We start from the raw sequence: 19,874 nt of genomic DNA on the forward strand, positions 1-19,874 counted from the left end.
GTTGGATTGATCAACATGACTCTTGTGGCACTGTGGCACTATTGAAGAACGATAGTTGCCACATTTTTTAATAAGTGAATAAAGCAATGAACAAAAAACCGAATCTGATCGTAACCGAATTGGATGCAAGTCGTATCGAAGAATTATTGGCGAGTATGCCCAAAAGTGCAGAGCACATTAAAAAATCGTTGGAGTCCGAGCTGGATCGTGCGGAAATTGTTGCACCTAACGAAATCGCACGCAATGTGGTAACGATGAACTCAACGGTGCGCTTTCAAGTGGTTTCTTCGAAAGAAAGTTTTGAATACACGCTGGTTTATCCGAAGGATATGAGCGCCGGATCAAACAATATCTCTATCTTGGCGCCGATCGGTTCGGCGTTGTTGGGGTTGTCTGAGGGCGATGAGATTGAATGGCCGGCACCCGATGGCGTGGTGCGCGTGCGTGTGGACAAGGTGGTTTATCAGCCGGAAGATTCGGGCGATTTTCACCTGTAATTGGATTTTGATTTTTGTAAAGGAAAAATGATGTCTCAAACGTTTGATGTGGTGGTGATTGGCGCGGGTCCGGGAGGCTATATTGCGGCGATTCGTGCGGCGCAATTGGGCTTGTCCACGGCGTGTATTGAGGGCAATGCTTATGCAGATCCAAAAGGTGAACCACGCTTGGGCGGAACCTGCTTGAATGTCGGCTGTATTCCATCCAAAGCCTTGCTGGCCAGTTCGCATCATTACGAAGACGCCACCAAGCATTTGGACGTACATGGCATTACGGTTAAAGGCGCATCGCTTGACGTGGGCAAAATGATTGCGCGCAAAGATGGCATCGTGGACAAAATGACCGGCGGCATTACGTATTTATTCAAAAAGAACAAAGTGACTTTGCTCAAAGGCTATGGCTCGTTCGTCGGCCAAGCGGATGGCGTGACCAACATCAAAGTCACGAATAAAGAGGGCAAAGATGAGATCGTCAGCGCGAAAAACGTCATCATCGCCACTGGCTCGAAAGCCCGCCACTTGCCGAATCTCGCTGTGGACAATGTCGTGGTGTGCGATAACGAAGGCGCGTTGAACTTCACGGAAGTACCGAAGAAACTGGGTGTGATTGGCGCGGGTGTGATTGGCCTTGAATTAGGCTCGGTATGGCGTCGTTTGGGCGCTGAAGTGACCGTGCTCGAAGCCATGCCAGCTTTCCTCGGCGCGGCCGACGGTGCGATTGCCAAAGAAGCGAAAAAACTGTTCGAAAAGCAAGGTTTGAAATTTGAACTGGGCGTGAGCATTGGTGACGTGAAAACCGCTAAAAAGGGCGTGAGCGTTGCATACAAAGACGCTGACGGCGCGAGCAAGAGCTTGGATTGCGACAAATTGATCGTCTCTGTTGGTCGTGTACCGAATACCGACGGCCTGAATCTCGAAGCGGTCGGTGTGAAAACCAACGAGCGCGGCTTCATCGAGGTCAATCACGATTGCCAAACGGCGATAGCAGGCATTTGGGCGATTGGCGACGTGATTCCGGGGCCAATGCTGGCACACAAAGCGGAGGACGAAGGCGTGGCTGTCGCTGAGCGCATCGTCGGTCAAAAGCCGCACATTGATTACAACTGCATTCCGTGGGTGATCTACACCTCGCCGGAAATCGCATGGGTCGGTCAAACCGAAGAAGCGCTGAAAAAAGAAGGGCGCGCGATCAAAACCGGTCAATTCCCATTCATGGCCAATGGTCGTGCACTGGGTATGGCGCAGGCAGATGGCTTTGTGAAAGTGATTGCGGATAAAGAAACCGACGAGATTCTCGGCGTACACATCATTGGTGCCGGTGCATCCGATCTGATCGCGGAAGCGCTGGTGGCAATGGAATTCAAAGCGTCCGCCGAAGACATCGCACGCATTTGTCATCCGCATCCGAGTTTGTCTGAAGTGATGCGCGAGGCTGCTTTGGCAACGGATAAGCGTGCATTGAATATGTAATTGATGCTCAGATTGTTTGAGTAGTTCATGAGAGCCGACAAGGGATTTGTCGGCTCTTTTTTACGCCTTTTTCAATCCTTTGAGGAAAAAGCGCAGTGTTGCTTTTTTAGCAAAGGATTTTACTTACTCCATTTTTTTATAGATCAATCTTTTTTGTAATTATGTAATCGTTTTTATATTTATCTTTATAGTTTAAATAAAATTAGATTAAAAGTTATCTTTTGTTCCTAAAAACATGTATTTTTATTATTTATTTAATGTAAACGGTTACACATTTTTTGCATAAATTGCTTGACACTGTATGGCATGAGAATAGAATAAATACACCGTAATCACGGCTTACAGTGCAACTCACCGGCTTTTTTAGGACATACGCTCTCGTACACCCAGTTCAAAGCATTGCGATTGGGCTTGGTATATGTGCATGATCCGCTCTTCGGAATGTATGACTTTTGATCCTCGAGGCGATTGTTTGCAGGATGTGATGGTGTGCAATCTGGTGTGGCTGGCTTGCGGTGAAATTCAGTATATGTTTTTGCAGTATCTTCATTTGACGTGTTTCATTGAATTGATCATTTTGACCCGTTGGTTTAGGGTCGCAGGGGAAAGATAATGTCTGAGCCAAGAAAGTTACCACCATTAACGTTGCAACAAATCATTCTCATGAATTTCGGTTTTTTTGGGATTCAGTATAGTTTTGGTTTGCAACAAACCGCCATCAATCCGATTTTTTCATTTTTAAATGCCAATCCTGAGGAGTTGCCTTTACTCAATTTAGCAGGCCCCATGACGGGGTTGATTATTCAGCCGTTAATCGGTGCGATGAGTGATCGCACATGGAGTCCACGCTGGGGGCGTCGTAAACCATATTTTCTATTGGGTGCGATGGGTTGTAGTCTGTGTCTGTTTGCGTATCCGTTCAGTACGGCCTTGTGGATGGCGGTGCTGTTGCTGTGGTTGCTCGATGCGAGTAATAACACGGCGATGGAGCCGTACCGTGCATTTATTGCGGATCGCCTGCCACCGGAACAACATGCCAGTGGCTTTTTGACTCAAAGCTTTTTTACGGGTTTAGGGATTACTTTGGCGAACGTGTCTTTGTTTTTCTTCCAAAAATCGATCACCGGTGAAACCGCTTCAGGGATTCCGTATTGGGTTTTCGGCTCGTTCTTTGTCGGTGCGATTTGTTCGATAGGTTCTGTCCTGCTGTCCGTATCGAAAACGCCTGAAATTCCGCCGACTGAGGCTGAATTGGCCGCCATTCGTGCGAAAAAAGGTGGCTTGATTGCGGCTGTGACTGAAATTGCCGAAGCGATCAAAGAGATGCCGAAACCATTGTGGCAATTGGCTTTGGTGTATTTATTCCAATGGTATGCGATGTTCTGTTATTGGCAGTATGTGTCACACAGTATTGCGCAATCCGTGTGGAATACCACGTCTGAAAATAAAGAGTTGTATTCACAAGCGGTTGCTTGGACCGGCTTGGTCAACGGTTTTTATAATGTGGTGACCTTCTTGTCTGCCTTTGCCTTGGTCGCCGTGGCGCGCAAGTACGGTGCGAAATGGGTGCATGCAGGCGCGTTGATGTTGGCGGCGGTCGGGCTGTGGATGTTCCCGCACATCAGCAATAAATACATGCTGTTTGTGCCAATGATCGGCTTTGGTATTGCTTGGGCCAGTATGATGGGTGTGCCGTACATCATTGCCGTGGCCGCAATTCCACGCGAACGCTATGGCGTGTACATGGGTATTATCAATATGATGATCGTGATTCCGATGCTGATCCAGACGTTGACGTTTGGTAAGGTTTATCACAATTTCTTGGGCGCAACCCCGGGTAATGCGATTATGTTTGCGGGTGCATTGCTGTTTATGGCGGCTATGGCGACATTGTTGATCAAAACGCCGAAACAGGAATCCAATTTGCCGATGCCTGCGCGTATAGGTGGTGGTCACTAAGCATCTTGTCGGTGTCAACATAAAAAGTATGGGGTGAAAATCCCATGCTTTTTGATTTGCAGTACAATGGAGTCACTCTTTCGGGCTATACTCAGTTGTCCGGCGAGTCAAAGCATACGCATGAACCCAAGACGGTTCATCGGTCAAACCACAACAATAGGAGCATTCATTATGTCAATTGTAAAAGTCATCGAAGTCATCGCCTCATCCCCAACCAGCATTGAAGACGCGATTCAAAGTGCAGTGGCCGAAGTGTCCAAAACCGTACGCAACATCGACTCTGTTTATGTGCAAGACATCAAAGCGCATGTGAAAGACGGTAAAATCACGACCTACGGAGCGATTTGTAAAATTTCCTTCCGCGTGGATAAGGCGGATTAATTGCTGTAAAAAGTAATCAGTACGAGAAAACGGGTGCAATCATGTACCCGTTTTGTTTTGCCTGTGTTTCTAAAAAAGCATCAGCCGCCCAATGCCAGCATCAGATCAATATAGTTGACGTATTGATTGTAGCGGATTGCCAAATGCGACAGTTCCGCTTGGCGGCGCGCTTCCTGAGCGTCCAGCCAGTTTTTCAGACTGTCCGCGCCTGCACGATAGCGAACTTCATACAGCCGTTCCGCCTCGCGCGCATTGGCCAGTGATTTGGCTTCCTTTTGTGCTTGCGCAGCGTACAGTGCGTGCGCAGACAGGGCGTTTTCCACCTCTTGCAATGCCGTGTAGACCGTCTGGCGGTGATTGATCGCGGTTTGCTCATACGCCGCTTTGGAGATTTTCAGATTGAGTTGATTTTCGTTCCAGTTCAAAAAGGGCAGCGCCAGATTGAGTGCGACCGAGCCGACCGGATTGCTCAGAATCTCCGATAGAGAGCTGGAGCCGGTACCGATATTACCGGTCAAGGTGAAATTCGGATAAAAATTGGCACGCGCCACATCAATATTACCCAGTGCTTGGCGCAGACGTAGCTCGGAGGCGATTAAATCGGGGCGACTGGCGATTACTTCGGCAGGAATACCGGCGGAAATGCTCGGCAGTGCGCTATTGGGCAGATTTTGCGGCTCATCGCTGATGTGTGCCGAGGGCGGCGCGTCGAACAGAATCGCCATCGCGTTGCGCGCGACTTCACGCTCCTGTTTGAGTGCGTCCAGCGAGGCTTCCTGACTGGTCAAATTGCGTTCGGCGGTGATGACCTCCAGCTTGGATACTGCGCCGGCACGGTGCTGTACGCGCACCAAGTCCAAGGTTTTGCGTGCGTAGACGATGCTTTGCTCGCCCATGCGCACGCGCTGATTGAGATAAGCCAATTGCCAATACAGCTTGCTCACCGAGCCTTCAATCGTGAGTTGGGTACTCAATAAATCTTGCTCGCTCGCTTGCGCTTCCCACTGTTTGATGCTGCTGGTTTTGGCCAATTTGCCCCATAAATCCAATGTATATGAGACCGATAATCCGCTGGAAAAATGACGCGTGCTTGTGGCGGAACTGCTGTCCAATGAGCGCGAACTTGAACCGCTGGCCGAGCCAGATACCGAGGGATAGCGCTCGTTTTGCGCTAAACCGGCGGAGAGCTGTGCTTGATACAATTTATAGCCTGCGCTGGCCAAGGTATTGTTTTTTTCGAGCGCGGATTCAACCAGTTGATTCAGACGCGGCTCGCGAAAGGCTTCCCACCATTTTGAGTTAGCGGTGCTCAGGCTGCTGGTGCGATTCTGGTCAGCATATTGCCATTGCCCAGGCGTTTGAATGCGCGCCGTCGCTTGCTCCATTGTCGGGCCGGTGCTGGCGCAACCGGTCAGCAGTGCGCTCAGTACCAACAAGGCAGTGATATGACGGCGAAAGTGTTGGGATGTTTGCATAATGTGTACTCGTGGAGATGATTTATTCGCGCGACAGGGCGACGACCGGATCAAGCTTGGCCGCATTTTTCGCCGGTAAAAAGCCAAAAATCATACCGATCAAGGTGGAGCAGGTAAACGCCGCAATGATCGAGGTGACGGAGAATGCCATGCTGAAGTCTTTCACAAAGTGATCGAATAGAGCGCCGATGGCCAAGGCCAAACCCACGCCGAGCAAGCCACCGAGCAGACACACCATGACCGCTTCGATCAAAAACTGCTGCATGATGTCGCTTTGCCGCGCGCCGACCGCCATGCGTACGCCGATTTCCTGCGTGCGTTCGGTGACTGAAACCAGCATGATGTTCATCACGCCAATGCCGCCGACAATCAATGAAATCACCGCGATCATGGACACCAACAAAGTCATGGTGCGCGTGGTGGACTCGATGGTTTGACGGATGGTGTCGCTGTTGGAAATATAAAAATCCTGCGTGCCGTGACGCTGGGTCAGAATTTTGGTGATGCCTTGTTCGGCGGCTTGGCTGCTGACGCTATCGGAAACGCGCACGGTGATGTTGCGCACATGGGTTTGCCCCAGCATTCGGCTCAAAACCGTGGTGTAGGGAACCCAAATATTCAGATTTTCGTCATTGCCAAACGCGGAGGACTGCGCTTTGCTCACCCCAATGATGCGCACAGGCACATTGCCCAGCATGATGACTTGGCCGATGGGGTTGGTATTTTCGCCGAACAGGGTTTTGCGCGTGTTCGGGTCGATCACCGCTTCTTGCGCGTATTCGTTGACGGCTTGGCGATCGAACTGCTTACCCAAATCCATGCTGATGCCTTTGACTTGGAAATACTGCTCGCCGACGCCTTGCACCTGCGCGCTGACCGAGTTATTGCCCAGACGAACGGTCACGGCGGTGCTGACCCTCGGTGTGACCGAATCGACGTAGGGCTGTTGCGCTAAAACTTCTGCATCCGCCGCCGTCAGTGTGCGAATCGACGATGCTTTGCGATCGCCCCAGCCTTTGCCCGGGAAAATATCAATGGTGTTCGTACCCATTGAACTGATGTCTTCTAATATTTTTTGCCGCGAGCCTTCGCCCAGCGCTACGACCGAGACCACGGAGGCAATGCCGATGATGATGCCGAGCATGGTGAGGAAGGTGCGCGTGCGGTGCGCGAGCATGGCGCGCGTGGCCATCAATGCGGCTTCTTTAAAACGGTCAAAAAATCCGAACAAGGGTCTGCCGGCGCTGCGCGCGGGTGTGTTGCTCGATGCGTCATGTTGCACCTGACGGGTGCTTTGCTCGGTAGGTGTAGCGCTGCTGTCGTTGTTATTGCTATTGTTGTTCTCGTCGCTCTGCCTGTCCGTTCGGCGATCGTCAATGATGCTGCCGTCGCGGATTTCGATGATGCGATTGGCATTGGCTGCCACTTGCGCATCGTGTGTGACGATGATCACGGTGTGGCCTTCGGCGTGCAGCTCGCGCAGAATGCGCATGACTTCCTGTCCGCTTTGACTGTCCAATGCGCCGGTCGGCTCGTCGGCGAGAATGACTTCACCGCCATTGACCAGTGCGCGCGCGATACTCACGCGCTGTTGTTGCCCGCCGGAAAGTTGATTGGGGCGGTGGTGTTTGCGCTCGCCCAGACCGAGGCGCTCCAGCAGGGCGGCACTGCGCGCGCGTCGTTGCTCGGACGGGTAGCCCGCATAAATGGTGGGGACTTCGACATTGCCCATGGCGTCCAAGTCACCCAGCAGGTGATAGCGCTGGAAAATGAAGCCGAAATACTCGCGGCGCAAACGCGCCAATTCGTCCGGTTCCATAGCGCCGGTTTCTTGCCCATTGACCAGATAGCTGCCGCGTGTCGGCCGATCCAGACAGCCGAGGATATTCATCAACGTGGATTTGCCCGAGCCGGACTGGCCGATGATGGCGACCATTTCACCGGCAGCAATTTGCAGATTGATGTTGTTTAAAACGGTCACCACGTCGTCGCCCGAAGGAAATTCGCGGTATAAATTGCGAACTTCGAGCAGAGCGGGGCGTTCGGTGGTGTGTATGGTGTTGTTCATTTCGGCCAATGCGTGCGTTGGAACGTTGGTTGATGAATTTGAGGTTGCATTCGAGGGGTCATGCGAGTTTACATCGGCGGACCCATGCGGCGGCCGGAGGTGGTGTTCGACGCATCGGTGGATTGACTGACGACGATTTGTTCGCCTTCGCTCAGGCCGGATTTGACTTCGGCGTTGATGTTGGTGTTCAAACCGACGTCCACCCATTTGTCTGTGGTTTTGTTGTCTTTACTCAAAACCAGCACTTTGTATTGCCCCTGTGCATTGCGCTCGCCCAGTGCGGTGGAGGGAAGGATCAGTACCTGCTTGGCCGAATTGACGATGATGGATACTTGCGCGGTCATGGAGATGCGCAGCTTGCCGTCCTCGTTCGGCATGTCCAAAAGCCCGTAGTAATAAATCGCGGATGAGGATGAACTGCTGGCGCTGGTAGAGGTGTTATCCGATAGTGTGGTCGGCCCTGGGTCGATGGAGCGCAACGTGGTGTCGTATCGTTTGTCGGTTTCGCCCAAAATATTGAAATACGCGGGCATGCCGGATTTGACCTTGGTGATGTCGCCCTCGGAAATCTCGGCGCGAATGGTGATTTTGTCCAATTGGGCAATGGTCATCAGCGTCGGTGAGGATTGGTTGGAATTGATGGTTTGGCCTTCTTCGACCGGCAGCGACACAATCACGCCGTCAATCGGTGCGATAACTTGGGTGTAGCCGAGCGAGAGTTTGGCGGTGTCCACGTTGACACGCGATTGATCGACGTTGGCTTTGGCGGAGGCGAGGGCGGCTTTGGCGCTGTCGTAGTTTTCTTTCGAGGTGGCGCCTTCGGCCAGCATCATTTTTTGGCGGTTAAAGTCCAACTGCGCTTTTTCCAGTGCGGCTTGGTTGCTGTTGAGCTGCGCTTGAGCGGTTTGCAGGGTGTTTCTCTGTGTGCGTGAATCAATCACGGCCAGTAACTCGCCTTGTTTCACCGTTTGCCCCAATTTGACCTTGAGCGATTTGATCTCGCCCGTGACTTGAGCACCCACGGCGACCTGTTTGTACGGTTTGACAATACCCGTTGCGAGTACGGTTTGTTCCAAATCGCCGCGCGTCACTGGCGCGGTGATGTAGTTGTTCTGCGCCTTGCTGGGGAAAAAGACCAGTTTGATCAGCCATGCGGCTGCCAGCAGTACGATCAGGTAAATCAGGCGGCGAATCCATACGTTGCGCCACAGTTTTGCCAAAGCATTCATAAAAATCCGTTTTGAGTATTTTTTGTATACGCCTAAAACCAATATCGCTCAAACCGTGATTTGAGCGATATCGATACGCGGGTCATTGTACGATGAATTTATGGAGTGGTTTTGAGGATGCTGTTTAAAGTTTGCATCTGCTTGCCTAAGTCATCGCCGACCAGTTGTTTGACCGAGGATTGTGCTGTTGCCGAGTTCACTCCGGCTTGTTGCAAACGGGTGAGCAAGATTTGCTCATCGATATGGCTGATTTGGGACAGCTCGGTAATGGAAGCGTTGGATAAAAGGTTGACGGAATTTTTAAATGGAGGGCCGCCATTGCCTTCGCCACCGCCCAGATTGAAAAAGCTCAATGCCAAAATCAAGGTGAATAAGCCCAAGATACCCTTGCCCAAAGTGGTGCGGAACATGTTTTTAAAGCCTTGTAAATTAACCATGACGTGCAAAGCCACCGCCACGACCATGGCCCAGCCCAACCACTCATGCACGGTTTTGTTCAGTCCGGTGTCCCAGTGGAAAAACATCAATATACCGGTGACGCCCATGAGTAAAAATGAGCCCGCGACTAAAGGGGTAACCCATTGACGTTGGAGTGCCATACTATTTCCTTTCTTTTTGAACGATAAAATGGATAGGCAGCATTTTAAAATCCTGCTGTACGAGGAATATTTCGCTGGTGTAAAGTTTTGTAAATCGTCATTTGCTCGGAGTACAAAGGAAAATGGTGGTGAAGTGTTGCATTTATTACAATGGATATTTCTGCAAAAACTGAAATATCAGTAATAGTTAATAAATTTCAATGTTTTAGGCTTTTAAAGTGAAAAATAGGGTGTGTAAACGATTTTATTATGTAAAAATAACAACCATATGCTGATAAATGAGTGCTTCTTGTTTTTTCAGCGCGGGTGTTTTTGAATTAGATCACTATTTTTTTGATGGGCTTTGTAACCGCTTACAAAAAGGAGGAATTGAAATGAATGCAATTAACGAAAATATGGCCGCACTGTATGCTTGGCACGGTTTCCAAGAAGGCGAGTGGCAAACCAGCATCAATGTTCGTGATTTTATTCAGAAAAATTACACCTTATATGAAGGCGACGCCTCCTTTTTGGCGGGGCCTACCGAACGCACGAAAAAAATTTGGGCGCAATTGGAAGAATTGCTCAAGCAAGAGCGTGCCAAAGGCGTGCTGGATGTGTCGCAGATTCCGAGCAGTATCACCGCGCATGAGGCCGGTTATATCGACCAAGAGTTGGAACTGATTGTCGGCTTGCAAACCGATGCGCCGCTCAAGCGCGCGATTATGCCGAACGGCGGCCTGCGCATGGTTGAAGGCGGATTGAAAGCCTATGGCTTTGAACTCGATCCTGCGGTGAAAGAGATTTGGGGCAAATACCGCAAAGACCACAATCAAGGCGTATTTGATGCCTACACACCGGATATTTTGGCGGCGCGTAAATCTGGCGTGATCACCGGTTTGCCAGATGCTTATGGGCGCGGTCGGATTATTGGCGACTATCGCCGCGTAGCGTTGTACGGGGTGAATTTCCTGCGCAAGGAGCGTCAAGCGGTCTATCATGAATTGGACGACGCGGTGTTCACCGAAGATGTGATTCGTGCGCGTGAAGAATTGTCCGAACAATTCCGCGCTTTGGACGAGTTGGTGCAAATGGGGCGCAAATACGGTTGTGATTTGACCCGTCCTGCGGCGACTGCGCGCGAAGCGATTCAGTGGACATATCTGGCGTATTTGGCTGCGGTCAAAGAGCAAAACGGTGCGGCCATGTCGATGGGGCGTGTGAGTACCTTCCTCGATATTTACATTCAGCGCGATTTGCAAAGCGGCGAAATTACCGAAGAGCAAGCGCAAGAAATGATCGATGATTTCGTGATCAAACTGCGCATCGTGCGTTTCCTGCGCACGCCTGAATACGATGAATTGTTCTCCGGCGACCCGACTTGGGTGACCGAATGCGTGGGCGGTGTGGGCGAAGACGGCCGTCCGTTGGTCAGCAAAAACAGCTTCCGCATTTTGAATACCTTGTACAACTTGGGGCCTGCGCCGGAGCCGAATATCACCGTGCTGTGGTCAACCCAATTGACCCGCGGTTTCAAAGATTTCTGTGCCAAAGTGTCTATCGACACCAGCTCGATTCAATACGAAAACGATGATCTGATGCGTCCGCAATGGGGCGATGACTACGGCATCGCGTGCTGCGTATCGGCCATGCGCATTGGTAAACAAATGCAGTTTTTTGGCGCGCGTGCGAATTTGGCCAAAGCCTTGCTGTACGCGATCAACGGTGGTGTGGATGAAAAAACCGGTATGGTCGTGGCCAAAGGCTTCGAGCCGATTAAGGCCGACGTATTGGACTACGACGAAGTCATCGCCAAGTTTGAAAAGATGATGGATTGGCTCGCCGCAACCTATGTCAAAGCTCTGAATTGCATTCACTACATGCACGACAAATACGCGTATGAGCGCATCGAAATGGCGCTGCACGACCGCGATATTCTGCGCACCATGGCCTGCGGGATTGCCGGTTTGTCCGTGGCTGCGGATTCCTTGTCTGCGATCAAATACGCTAAAGTTCATGTGATTCGCGATGAAAATGGCTTAGCAGTGGATTACAGCACCGAAGGCGAATTCCCAACTTACGGTAATAATGATGACCGTGCGGACGACATCGCGGTGTGGCTGACCACGCGCTTTATGGAAAAAATCAAGCAGCAGCCGTATTTTTACCGCAATGCGACGCCGACCCAATCGGTGCTGACCATCACCTCAAACGTGGTGTACGGCAAAAAAACCGGTAATACTCCGTGTGGTCGTCGTGCCGGTGCGCCGTTTGCGCCGGGTGCCAACCCGATGAATGGCCGCGATGCCAAAGGTTTTGTGGCGGCGGGCGCGTCTGTGGCGAAAATTCCGTACGAAGCGGCATTGGACGGGATTAGCTGGACAGCCTCGGCGACGCCGGATGCTTTGGGTCACACCGAAAAAGACCGCGTGGCGAATTTGTCCAACTGTTTGGACGGCTACACGGCAGCGGGCGGCTTCCACGTCAACGTCAATGTGTTCAACCGAGACATGCTGGTCGATGCGATGAATCACCCTGAGTTGTACCCGCAATTGACCGTGCGCGTATCGGGCTATGCGGTGAACTTCATCAAGCTCACGCGTGATCAGCAGCTGGATGTGATCAGCCGAACCTTCCACGCGCATATTTGATGGTCGGCTGATGGATTTTATACAGGAGAGGGGATATGAGTCGTTCGATTAATCTGCACGCACTATCCCCAACGGACTCATCCCACGAGGCAAACACGCCTGTGACAGACGATCAGGCTGTCACGGGCTTTTTGCACTCGGTCGAGTCGGGCGCGGCGGTTGATGGCCCGGGTATGCGTTGTGTTTTATTCATGTCCGGTTGCCAATTTCGCTGTCTGTATTGCCACAATCCTGACACATGGAAACTGCACAGCGGGCGCGAGGTCAGCGTGGACGAAGCGCTGGCGGAGATCAAGCCGTATGCGGGATTTTTAAAATTCAGCGGCGGCGTGACCCTCTCGGGTGGTGAGCCACTGATGCAGGCCGAGTTTGTCGGTGCGCTGTTTCGCCAAATCAAGCAACGCTGGGGTTTACACACCGCTTTGGACACGCAGGGTTTTTTGCACGAGCATGTGGACGATGCGTGGTTCGCACCGGTGGATTTGGTGCTACTGGACATCAAACACATTGTGCCGGAGCGCTACTTGCGCTTGACGGGCAAGCCGTTGCAGCCGACTTTGGATTTCGCGCAGCGCTTGGTGCGCCTGAACAAACGCATGTGGATACGCTATGTGCTGGTTCCGGGCTGGACGGATGACGTGGCGGATATTCGGGCGTTGGCACAATGGATTGCCGAGCATATCGCATCGCATGTGGATCGGGTTGAGGTGTTGCCATTTCATCAGATGGCGCAAAACAAGTGGGCTGAAATAGGCATCGAGTACGAGCTGAAAGATACGCCGACCCCGACGCCGGAGCAAACCGCGCAGGCACGCGCGATTTTTGCCGAATTTGGATTAACCGTGGCATAGCAGTGGTATCAATAATCATGGAGAGCAGATCGTGACAGACGCGACTTCCCATACATCCCAGATACATCAAACAACGCCCGCACTGGTTTTGGCAGTGAATGAGGCGCAATACAAAGCCCATACGATGGATCACGAGCCGACGCGTTACCTGCTCAGTTCGGCAGTGGCAGGCGCACTGATCGCCTTGATTTTAGCCGTATGTCTGAAAATGGGGCAGGTGCTGTTTGCGGGAAAAGTGGCGGCGTATTATGTGCCGGTGTCGGCGTTTTTCGGTGTGGCGCTGTCCACCATCATCATTTGCAAAGTCGAATTATTCACCAGCAACATCATGTATCTGACGTTTGGGCGCTTGGCCGGTGTGGCCAATACGCGCCAGATGTTGCAAAGCTGGCTCATGGTCTATCTCGGCAATGCGCTTGGCATTGCGGTGTTTGCGTGGGTATTCATGTCGGCCCATGCCTGGGGTACAGTGACGGCGGAACATCTGCTGTTCAATGTGGTGCAGCATAAGGTCGAAGCGAGCTTCGCAGCGATTTTCTGGAAAGGCGTGCTGTGTAACTGGGTGATTTGCTTGGCGGTCTGGGTACCATTGAAACTGAGCAATGAGGTGGCGAAAATCCTCATGACCCTGTGCTTGGTGTTCGTCTTCTTTTTCAGCGGTTTTGAACACAGCATTGCCAATATGGCGTTTTTTGCCTTGGCTTGGGTGTATGGTGGTTTGGATGCTTTGCCGCTCAGCCATGCGCTGCATAATCTGATTCCCGCCACATTGGGTAATATCGTCGGCGGCGCGGTGCTGGTCGGAATGCTGATGTATCGTTTGGAACGGCACACCTTGCCCGATGGATTGGTAAAGTCGCGTCAGAGTGTGGCTGGGGTTACATCCGAATCTGTGCCTGCATCAGCGCATGCGCCGACGCAGGCATCCGTAGCAGGCTTTACACCTGCTCAATCAAAGTAACCAGCTTTTCGGTATCCACGCAGAACAAGCGAATGCCTTCGGCTAATTTTTCGTTTGCCATCGGGTCGTTGTTGAGCATCAGGCGGAATGACGCTTCGGTCTGATTCAGCAATTCGATGGTTTGCGCCTGTGCGTTTTCGCTATTGAGTGCGGCGCTGACCGGCTCATTCATCTCTTGCAACTGCTTCAACAAATCAGGGCTGATGGTCAGCAAATCGCAACCGGCCAAGCCGATGATTTGCCCAACATTGCGAAAACTCGCGCCCATGACTTGGGTTTTGATGCCGAATTTTTTGTAGTAGTTGTAGATGGTGCGTACCGATTCGACGCCCGGATCGTTGCTCGCATCGTACTCCGTGCCGGTTTGTTTTTTGAACCAGTCGTAAATGCGTCCGACGAATGGAGAAATCAGCGTCACATTTGCGTTGGCGCAGGCTACAGCTTGCGCCAGACTGAACATCAAGGTCAAATTGGTGTGGATGCCTTGTGCTTCGAGGATTTTGGCGGCTTGGATGCCTTCCCAGGTCGCTGCGATTTTGATTAGGATGCGTTCACGGTCAATGCCTTTAGCTTCAAACAGGGCGATCACGGTTTTCGCCTTTTCCACCGTCGCCTCGGTGTCAAATGACAAGCGCGCGTCCACCTCGGCGGAAACACGCCCCGGAATGATTTTGAGAATTTCAGAGCCAAACGCCACCAAAACGTGGTTCATGATGTCGCCGACCGGCTCGCCTTTGTGTGCTTGGACAGTGGCGGCAAATAGCGGTTGATATTCCGGTTTCTGTACCGCTTTTAAAATCAGCGACGGATTGGTCGTCGCGTCTTGCGGTAGAAATTGCGCGATCGACTGAAAGTCGCCTGTGTCGGCAACAACGGTGGTGTATTGTTTGAGTTGGTCTAATGAATTCATCATTTTTCTTCTTTTGAGTAGGTGTGGTTAAAAAATAATCAATCGGCGCTTAATAAAATATCTATAGGGATTTTGCTATTATTGTGTCATAGAAAGTTTAAATTTCTGTTAAAATCCCGCAGATTTAGTTTTGACGATTGAATAGACTGCGTAAATGACGATTTTTTGTGAGCCGCCTCCCGTTTTTGGCCAAGTAAGCCGCCTAAAGACAAATCACTGAGTGATTATGGATAGGGCGGTTTTTTTTCGCCCGCCATCGACTTGATGACTGTAAAGAAGATGGCTGCTCAACAACGTCATGGTACAGTGTAAACCTGTAGGTAAAAAGGAGCAAGCGTGTTACCGATTTTCTCTTCCCAATTTCCCAAAGCCATCTTGGCGCTGGCCGATGGCACGGTATTTCAAGGCTACGCCATCGGCGCGAGCGGCCATACAGTCGCTGAGGTGGTATTTAACACCGCGATGACCGGCTATCAAGAGATTCTGACCGATCCGTCGTATACCGGCCAAATGGTCACTTTGACTTATCCGCACATCGGCAATGTCGGTGTGAACTCTGAAGACATCGAGGCAGATAAAGTCTACGCTGCCGGTTTGATCATCAAGGATTTGCCTGCGATTGTGAGCAATTTCCGCTCCGAGCAAAGCCTGTCGGATTATCTGAAAGCGAACAATGTCGTCGCCATCGCAGGCATCGACACGCGTGCCCTGACCCGCGTGCTGCGTGAGAAAGGTGCGCAGGGCGGCTGTATTTGGGTTTGCAATGATTCTGGTGACGACGTGGCGCAGGCCAAGGCTTTGGCTGCCGGTTTCGGCGGTATGGCGGGGCAAGATTTGGCCAAAGTCGTTTCGACCAAAACCGCGTATGAGTGGACGCAAACCGAATGGCAACTTGGCCAAGGCTTCGGCACGCAAACCGCGCCCAAGTTCAAAGTGGTGGCCTACGATTTTGGTGTGAAATACAATATTCTGCGCATGCTCGCCGAGCGCGGCTGTGCGATCACCGTCGTACCGGCGCAAACGCCTGCATCTGAAGTATTGGCGATGAATCCGGATGGCGTATTTTTGTCCAACGGGCCGGGGGATCCAGAACCATGCGACTATGCGATTGCGGCGACGCGCGAGTTTTTGGACAAAAACCTGCCGGTATTTGGCATTTGCTTGGGACACCAGATTTTGGCTTTGGCTTCGGGCGCAAAAACCCTGAAAATGAAATTCGGTCACCACGGCGCGAACCATCCGGTGAAGGATTTGGACAGCGGTCATGTGGCGATTACCTCGCAAAATCATGGTTTTGCGGCGGATGAAAAAACTTTGCCTGCCAATGTGCGCGTGACGCATGTGTCACTGTTTGATGGCAGTTTGCAAGGCATCGCGTTCACCGATAAGCCTGCGTTTTCGTTCCAAGGCCACCCGGAGGCATCTCCAGGGCCGCACGACATCGCATATTTGTTCGATCGCTTTGTGGATAACATGGCTGCGGCGAAGGCGTAAATATGCTCGGAATCACCGATCTGACCACCTTTGTCATTGGCACGATTGCCGTGGTGTTGCTGCCTGGGCCGAACTCGATGTACGTGCTCACGACCGCCGCGCAAAAGGGCGTTCGCCGTGGCTATATGGCCGCGTGTGGTGTGTTTGTCGGTGATTCGGTGCTGATGCTGTTGGCAGTATTGGGCGCTGCGACGCTTTTTAAAACCGCACCGCAGATATTTTTAACTTTGAAGCTGGTCGGTGGCGCGTACCTCGCATTTTTGGGCTTTAAGATGCTGTTGGGTGCGTATCAAATCTGGAAAAACCGTACAGCGATTTTGTCGCAAAGCCAGCTGGAGCAAAACAGCACGATGGACGCCCAAGAAGGGCGTGTGGAGCGCGTCGCTGATTCGGTGCGCTCACCGTTTGTCAAAGCTTTGTTGATTAGCCTGATTAACCCGAAAGCGATTTTGTTTTTCATTTCGTTCTTTGTCCAGTTTGTACGCCCAGACGCGGAGCATCCGATGCTCGCCTTTTTCGTACTGGCGCTGATTTTGCAATTTTTTAGCTTTTTATATTTATCCATGCTGATCTTTTCGGGTGATCGCTTGGCTGCGACATTTCGTGCACGTCCGCTGTGGATGGTCGCCGGTACGGGCACCGTGGGCATGATGTTTTTAGGTTTTGGGCTGCGTTTGGCGACCGCTACGATGGAGTAAATAGATGACACAACTATCCGTCAATATCAATAAAATTGCGCTGATTCGCAATTCACGCGGGCGTAATTATCCCGATGTGGCCGCTTTTTCCGAACGATTTTTGCAATTGGGCGCGCATGGCATTACCTTGCATCCGCGTCCGGATCAGCGTCACGCGCGCTACTCGGATGCGCACGAACTCAAAGCGGTGTGCGATCGTCATGGCGCGGAATTGAATATTGAAGGCAATCCGACGCGCGAGTTTCTCGACGTGGTGCTCGCGGTCAAACCGGCGCAATGCACGTTGGTACCGGATGATCCAAACCAAGTCACTTCCGATCACGGTTGGGATCTGGACAAAAATGCCGCATTTTTGCGCGAGGTGTGTGTCGAGCTGAAAGCGGCCGGTATCCGCGTGAGTTTGTTTGTGGACTACGACTGCCCGAATATTGCGTTGGCAAAAGAACTCGGCGCCGACCGAGTAGAGCTGTACACCGAGCCGTATGCTGAAACCTACGGTACACCGCAAAATGATGCGATTCTGGCGCAGTTTGGTCAAGCGGCTATGGCTGCGCAAGCGGCGGGCTTGGGCGTGAATGCAGGGCATGACTTGAATTTGGACAACTTGGCTAAATTCATCGCGCTGCCGAATATTTTAGAAGTCTCCATCGGTCACGCGCTGATTGTAGAGTGTTTGCAAATGGGCATGGATAAAACCATGCAAGCCTATATGGATATTCTCAAATAAATGGCGAGAAAGTTAGCCTATGCGCAAATGACCGCCTCCATGCTGCTGATTGGCAGTATGTTTGTGGTGAGCAAGGTGATTGTGGCAAACATCCCTGTGATGACGGCTTCGTTTTTTCGGCAGTTTTTGGCGTGTTTGGCTTTGATTGCGGTATTGCTTTGGCGCAATCGTCATGGCGAAAAGGTGGTGTGTCCACCGATTAACAAGCGCGATAAATGGATTTTGTTTGTTCAAATTTTTTGCGGCATATTTTTATTTAGTTTGCTGCTGTTGTGGGGCGTGCAGCGCACCAATGCGATTGATGCGAGCATTATCACCAGTGCGACGCCACTGTCAATGATGCTGTTTGGCGTGGTGTTTTTGAGTGAGCGCATGACGCGGTTACGAGGTGTGGCTCTAATCTGTGCCTTGGCAGGTGCTTTGGTGATGAATGTCTATGGCGCGCAGACACATGCTGGTGTCATAAACAAAATATCCAATGTATGGTTGGGTAATTTGCTGATTGCAGGTGCGGTATTGTTTGAAGGTGTGTTTTTCGGCGCGCAAAAATTATTGAGCCGACCTTTGCCGAGTATTTGGTTAATGGTGATACTGACCGCTGGCGCGAGTGTGTTGTTTGCACCGTTTGCCTTGTACGACGCCTTGAGTTTTGATTTTAGCCATGTACCGATGTATGTCTGGGGCTTGGTGGTGTACACAGGGGTGGGCATCACGGCTTTGGGCGTATTGCTGATGCACGCAGGGATTAAACAAGTGCCGAATAGCAGTGCATCGGTGTTTACAGCCTTGATGCCCGTGAGTGGTGTGGTGCTGTCGGTGCTTTTGCTGAACGAATCGTTCCAATGGTATCACCTATTGGGTATGGTTTTGGTGATGGTGGGGATGGGGTTGATTGTGGGGGGAGAAGGGTGAAAGAAAACCTAACAGAAAATAGAGAACCAATTGAAAACATCGTGATGGAATTTTATAAAAACATTAAAGATGATGAAAATCATAGGTTTAAATCTTGGGAGCATTGCTTTGATTTTTTTAAATCAGTTCCAACAGATATTGATTTAGCATGTTTGCACTTAGGATTCTATTTAGCAAGTTGGGGGATGTATCGTGGCTCCTCTTTTCTTTTGCAAAAAGATTACAAAATACATAAGACAGCAGTGTGCGAAGTTTTAAAATCAGAGTACGATGTTTTGCGTGGTATTGAGTTGCAATGTTTCAACGACGAAAAAATTGACATCTTGTTTGGATTAATAGGCAGGCTAAACACAATTTATCAAAACATCAAAAAATCTGTAGAAACGAAGAACAATGATAGAGATACCACAGATACATTGATAACAAAAATATTATTGGGAACTTTGGGGTGTATTCCAGCTTACGATAGGTTTTTTATTAATGGGATTAGACAATTTGATGGCTTGTCGTATTCAACGCTCAATGAAACAAATTTTCGTAAATTGTTGAATTGGTGTGACGAAAATAAAGATGAAATTCAAGAGATTTCAGAAAAGATTAAGTATCCACCAATGAAAATTGTAGATATGTATTTTTGGAGTATGGGTGCGAAATTTGACATCGATAAGAAAGAGCAAAAATAGAAGTGTGACTTTTAAAAGGAAACGGTATGAATACCACAGGAAAACTGGAAATAAAAACTTTTGATAAAACAGGTGATGATTTTGGATATAAATGTGCTGACTGTGATAATGACACTTTTGACTTTCCTGATTCCCCTAAATCAACTGATATAGTTAAGTGCGTTAATTGCGGGGCTTCAAATACCTATGAGGTATTTCATGTAAATGCGCTTAAATTGGCATGCGAAAAATCAGGGTACTCACCAGAGTTAACAGAGGCAATTCTAGCCGAACAAAAAAAGTGCCATTGATTTGTAAAATGGTAATAACTTTTTGAACTAATTCAGAGCC

At 50.5% G+C, this 19,874-nt stretch carries 18 protein-coding genes; 13 read left to right on the forward strand and 5 right to left on the reverse strand.

Annotated features, from left to right (window positions below; genetic code table 11):
• Positions 1 to 86: 86 nt before the first annotated feature.
• The 4 genes from rnk (at position 87) to ACZ41M_RS02235 (ending at position 4,307) form a co-directional block, all read left to right on the forward strand.
• Positions 87 to 497: a nucleoside diphosphate kinase regulator gene (rnk, locus tag ACZ41M_RS02220; protein WP_464730481.1), complete on the forward strand. Its 411-nt coding sequence runs from the start codon at positions 87 to 89 to the stop codon at positions 495 to 497.
• 30 nt (positions 498 to 527) lie between these two features.
• Positions 528 to 1,967, forward strand: a complete 1,440-nt coding sequence (gene lpdA / locus ACZ41M_RS02225) for a dihydrolipoyl dehydrogenase (RefSeq protein ID WP_464730480.1) — start codon at positions 528 to 530, stop codon at positions 1,965 to 1,967.
• Positions 1,968 to 2,630: 663 nt separating this feature from the next.
• Positions 2,631 to 3,926: an MFS transporter gene (locus tag ACZ41M_RS02230; RefSeq protein WP_464730479.1), complete on the forward strand. Its 1,296-nt coding sequence runs from the start codon at positions 2,631 to 2,633 to the stop codon at positions 3,924 to 3,926.
• 171 nt (positions 3,927 to 4,097) lie between these two features.
• Positions 4,098 to 4,307, forward strand: coding sequence for a dodecin family protein (locus ACZ41M_RS02235; protein WP_464730478.1), 210 nt, complete (start codon positions 4,098 to 4,100; stop codon positions 4,305 to 4,307).
• A gap of 80 nt (positions 4,308 to 4,387) precedes the next feature.
• Here the strand turns inward: ACZ41M_RS02235 and ACZ41M_RS02240 are convergent, their stop codons facing one another.
• The 4 genes from ACZ41M_RS02240 to ACZ41M_RS02255 all read right to left on the reverse strand — a co-directional run bounded on the left by ACZ41M_RS02240 (position 4,388) and on the right by ACZ41M_RS02255 (position 9,678).
• Complete coding sequence (locus ACZ41M_RS02240) at positions 4,388 to 5,782, reverse strand: efflux transporter outer membrane subunit (protein ID WP_464730477.1); 1,395 nt, start codon at positions 5,780 to 5,782, stop codon at positions 4,388 to 4,390.
• Between the two features lie 22 nt (positions 5,783 to 5,804).
• Entirely contained in the window at positions 5,805 to 7,850 is a 2,046-nt protein-coding gene (locus ACZ41M_RS02245; RefSeq protein ID WP_464730476.1) for a MacB family efflux pump subunit, read from the reverse strand.
• Between the two features lie 68 nt (positions 7,851 to 7,918).
• Positions 7,919 to 9,079: an efflux RND transporter periplasmic adaptor subunit gene (locus tag ACZ41M_RS02250; RefSeq protein WP_464730475.1), complete on the reverse strand. Its 1,161-nt coding sequence runs from the start codon at positions 9,077 to 9,079 to the stop codon at positions 7,919 to 7,921.
• A gap of 98 nt (positions 9,080 to 9,177) precedes the next feature.
• Positions 9,178 to 9,678 (reverse strand): DUF4405 domain-containing protein, encoded by a 501-nt coding sequence (locus tag ACZ41M_RS02255; RefSeq protein ID WP_464730474.1) that lies wholly within the window; start codon positions 9,676 to 9,678, stop codon positions 9,178 to 9,180.
• A 374-nt stretch (positions 9,679 to 10,052) separates the two neighbouring features.
• On the opposite strand from ACZ41M_RS02255, the gene pflB reads away from it, so the two are divergent.
• The 3 genes from pflB to ACZ41M_RS02270 are packed head-to-tail and all read left to right on the forward strand — an operon-like array spanning position 10,053 to position 14,120.
• Positions 10,053 to 12,308 carry a formate C-acetyltransferase gene (pflB, locus tag ACZ41M_RS02260; protein WP_464730473.1) on the forward strand — a complete coding sequence of 752 codons (2,256 nt, stop codon included), beginning with the start codon at positions 10,053 to 10,055 and terminating at the stop codon, positions 12,306 to 12,308.
• 35 nt (positions 12,309 to 12,343) lie between these two features.
• A complete protein-coding gene (gene pflA / locus ACZ41M_RS02265) occupies positions 12,344 to 13,159 on the forward strand; it encodes a pyruvate formate-lyase-activating protein (protein WP_464730472.1) in 816 nt (271 codons plus the stop codon).
• A 31-nt stretch (positions 13,160 to 13,190) separates the two neighbouring features.
• Positions 13,191 to 14,120, forward strand: a complete 930-nt coding sequence (locus tag ACZ41M_RS02270; RefSeq protein WP_464730471.1) for a formate/nitrite transporter family protein — start codon at positions 13,191 to 13,193, stop codon at positions 14,118 to 14,120.
• Here the strand turns inward: ACZ41M_RS02270 and tal are convergent.
• Positions 14,098 to 15,033, reverse strand: a complete 936-nt coding sequence (tal, locus tag ACZ41M_RS02275) for a transaldolase (protein WP_464730470.1) — start codon at positions 15,031 to 15,033, stop codon at positions 14,098 to 14,100. The two genes, ACZ41M_RS02270 and tal, sit on opposite strands and share 23 nt — an antisense overlap.
• A gap of 333 nt (positions 15,034 to 15,366) precedes the next feature.
• Between tal and carA the strand changes: the two genes are divergently transcribed.
• From carA to ACZ41M_RS02305, 6 genes are read left to right on the forward strand one after another with little or no spacing between them, the layout of a single operon-like run.
• Entirely contained in the window at positions 15,367 to 16,524 is a 1,158-nt protein-coding gene (carA, locus tag ACZ41M_RS02280; protein ID WP_464730469.1) for a glutamine-hydrolyzing carbamoyl-phosphate synthase small subunit, read from the forward strand.
• 2 nt (positions 16,525 to 16,526) lie between these two features.
• The gene (gene leuE / locus ACZ41M_RS02285) at positions 16,527 to 17,222 is read left to right on the forward strand and encodes a leucine efflux protein LeuE (protein WP_464730468.1); all 696 of its coding nucleotides are present in this window, start codon (positions 16,527 to 16,529) and stop codon (positions 17,220 to 17,222) included.
• 4 nt (positions 17,223 to 17,226) lie between these two features.
• Complete coding sequence (locus ACZ41M_RS02290; protein ID WP_464730467.1) at positions 17,227 to 17,949, forward strand: pyridoxine 5'-phosphate synthase; 723 nt, start codon at positions 17,227 to 17,229, stop codon at positions 17,947 to 17,949.
• Positions 17,950 to 18,861, forward strand: coding sequence for a DMT family transporter (locus ACZ41M_RS02295; RefSeq protein WP_464730466.1), 912 nt, complete (start codon positions 17,950 to 17,952; stop codon positions 18,859 to 18,861).
• Complete coding sequence (locus ACZ41M_RS02300) at positions 18,792 to 19,544, forward strand: hypothetical protein (protein WP_464730465.1); 753 nt, start codon at positions 18,792 to 18,794, stop codon at positions 19,542 to 19,544. The genes ACZ41M_RS02295 and ACZ41M_RS02300 overlap by 70 nt, the downstream gene beginning before the upstream one ends.
• A gap of 26 nt (positions 19,545 to 19,570) precedes the next feature.
• Positions 19,571 to 19,834: a hypothetical protein gene (locus ACZ41M_RS02305; RefSeq protein ID WP_464730464.1), complete on the forward strand. Its 264-nt coding sequence runs from the start codon at positions 19,571 to 19,573 to the stop codon at positions 19,832 to 19,834.
• The last annotated feature ends 40 nt before the right edge of the window (positions 19,835 to 19,874 follow it).

The organism is Puribacter membranae, from assembly GCF_055380425.1.